The sequence below is a fragment of the Persicitalea sp. genome (assembly GCF_041751555.1).
Classification (GTDB): Bacteria; Bacteroidota; Bacteroidia; order Cytophagales; family Spirosomataceae; genus Persicitalea.
The window spans coordinates 1-1,989 of sequence record NZ_JBGSXF010000509.1 but is presented as its reverse complement, the minus strand read 5'-3'; the positions used below and the strand labels follow the sequence as shown (position 1 = coordinate 1,989).

3 protein-coding genes are annotated in these 1,989 nt (G+C 44.5%); all 3 read left to right on the top strand.

Features of this window, described 5'->3' with window-relative positions; genetic code table 11:
• A partial coding sequence (locus ACEW8P_RS18080) for a hypothetical protein (RefSeq protein ID WP_373514476.1) occupies positions 1-183 on the top strand: 183 nt, incomplete at its 5' end.
• A gap of 29 nt (positions 184-212) precedes the next feature.
• Positions 213-788: a Uma2 family endonuclease gene (locus tag ACEW8P_RS18075; RefSeq protein ID WP_373514475.1), complete on the top strand. Its 576-nt coding sequence runs from the start codon at positions 213-215 to the stop codon at positions 786-788.
• 151 nt (positions 789-939) lie between these two features.
• Positions 940-1,536 carry an SEC-C metal-binding domain-containing protein gene (locus tag ACEW8P_RS18070; RefSeq protein WP_373514474.1) on the top strand — a complete coding sequence of 199 codons (597 nt, stop codon included), beginning with the start codon at positions 940-942 and terminating at the stop codon, positions 1,534-1,536.
• Positions 1,537-1,989 lie beyond the last annotated feature (453 nt).

Sequence of the window (1,989 nt, the reverse complement as noted above, 5' to 3'; positions counted from 1 at the left end):
GTCGAGCTAGTCAAAACCTTTGCGCGACCTGTGAGCGAAAAACAGGTATTGGAAATTAAGGAACTGCTGGCCGATTACTTTGCCCGACAATTGGATGACGCCGTAGATCGCTTAGCCGAGGAAGAAGGCTGGACCCCACAGCTGACAGAGCAGTGGCTGAGCGAGCATAATCGGACGCCTTAAAGAGCCAACCTTGATAAAAATAACTTGCAATGGTACTTGAAAACGGATTCTTGATACAAACGGTGGATGGCATTACGGAGGAGATGTTCTTCGATCTCTGCCAGGCTAACCGGGACTTGCGCATGGAGCGCGACCAATACGGAAACATCACGATTATGTCGCCTACGGGAATGAGTACCGGGAATTTCAACGCTGAGTTTTTGTTCGAGGTGGTACTTTGGAATCGAGAAACTCAATTGGGCTATGTCTTCGATTCTTCATCTGGCTACACGCTGCCCAATGGGGCCGTGCGCTCACCCGATGTATCCTGGATCGCCAAGGAACGCTGGGAAGGCATCCCGGAAGCCGACCGCAAGGTTTTCACCCACACCTACCCGGATTTTGTCGTAGAAATCCGCTCCGAAAGCGACCGACTGAAAGAATTGAAAGCTAAAATGGAGGAGTACCGTACCAACGGCTGCCGCCTGGGCTGGCTCATCGACCGCAAGGGAAAGGCTGTGTACATCTATCGAGCCAATGGTGATGTCGAGATTGTAAAAGGTGAATCGGTGGCGTTATCCGGCGAGGGTGTGTTGCCGGGGTTGGTTGTGGAGGTGGGGTTGTAGCGTGTAGTGATTTCTATATGCTTATATGATGAAAAGCTACAAACCCTAGGACATGGATCGCGTTGCAAACGCGAGGTGATGCAACCCCGATCACAGATTGTGGTTAGCGGGGAACACACAAAGTTTCATTTAAACTAAAACTAGATCAATCATGCCAGTACTACCTGCTATATGCCCAAATGGCCATATTTTTAAGTCCAGTTTTTTTATTGAAAATGCTCATAATATTTCGTTAAGTGGAATTAAAAGTCAATGTCCGTATTGTGGAAGCATGGGTTCAATCCCAGATGGTTTATATGATTTTATTGATGGTACAGTTAAATTTCTTGGTGCCCCAACTGTTAGCATATCATCGCTGAGAAAATTAAAGGTAATTTTAGAAGATGCCAGAGAAAACAAAGATAATTTCTCTACTCTTTCAGAAAAGCTAAATAGAGAAACTCCGGAACTTAGTTCTCTTTCTGATATCATTCCCAAAAACAGAAATGAACTCTATGGTTTTATTGGTTTAATACTAATGATATTAACCTTGATTCAGAATCAGTATTTAAATGATAAAGATCCAAATGAAATAATAAATATTATTAACTACAATCAAGTCAATAATTATTCAATCCCACCAATAAATAAAACCGTTGAACGACCAATTAAGGATATTTTAAAGGAAAAGAAAGTACCAAAAGTTAGAAGAAATGACCTATGCCATTGTAACAGTGGTAAGAAATATAAACTCTGTCATGGGAAATAACTCCGTTCGGCGTAGTGTTCCGCGCGAAGATGTTGTGCGGGGTTTTCCGAAGGATGACCGCGTACCAAAGATAAAAAGGCCGTTTTCAACGGCCATGCCACCAAGTTTACGCCAACGCTAAAATCTAGTCCATCACGAATTGTCCTGCTTTTTTACTCAGTTCGTCGTAGTGTTCCGCCGATGGCCGTTGTGCGGGGTCTTCCGAAGGACGACCGCGTACCAAAGATGATAGGCCGTTTGCAACGGCCCCGCTGCCAAGTTTACGCCAACGCTAGAAAGCCAGCAATCAGCCTCTCGCATGAGCGGTTCTATTCCCTTTTCCTTATATTTGAGAAAAAACGAAAAAGCCATGTCAGCACGAGATTTGAAAGACCTGCTACACAAGCAAATCGATTTGCTCGAAGACCCGGACGACGTTCAAGACCTGTTCCTTACGGTCAACGATTTTTTGGG

Coding starts and splice junctions, on each gene's coding strand:
- ACEW8P_RS18075 (WP_373514475.1), top strand. CDS start 213: ATGGTACTTGAAAACGGATTCTTGATACAAACGGTGGATGGCATTACG.
- ACEW8P_RS18070 (WP_373514474.1), top strand. CDS start 940: ATGCCAGTACTACCTGCTATATGCCCAAATGGCCATATTTTTAAGTCC.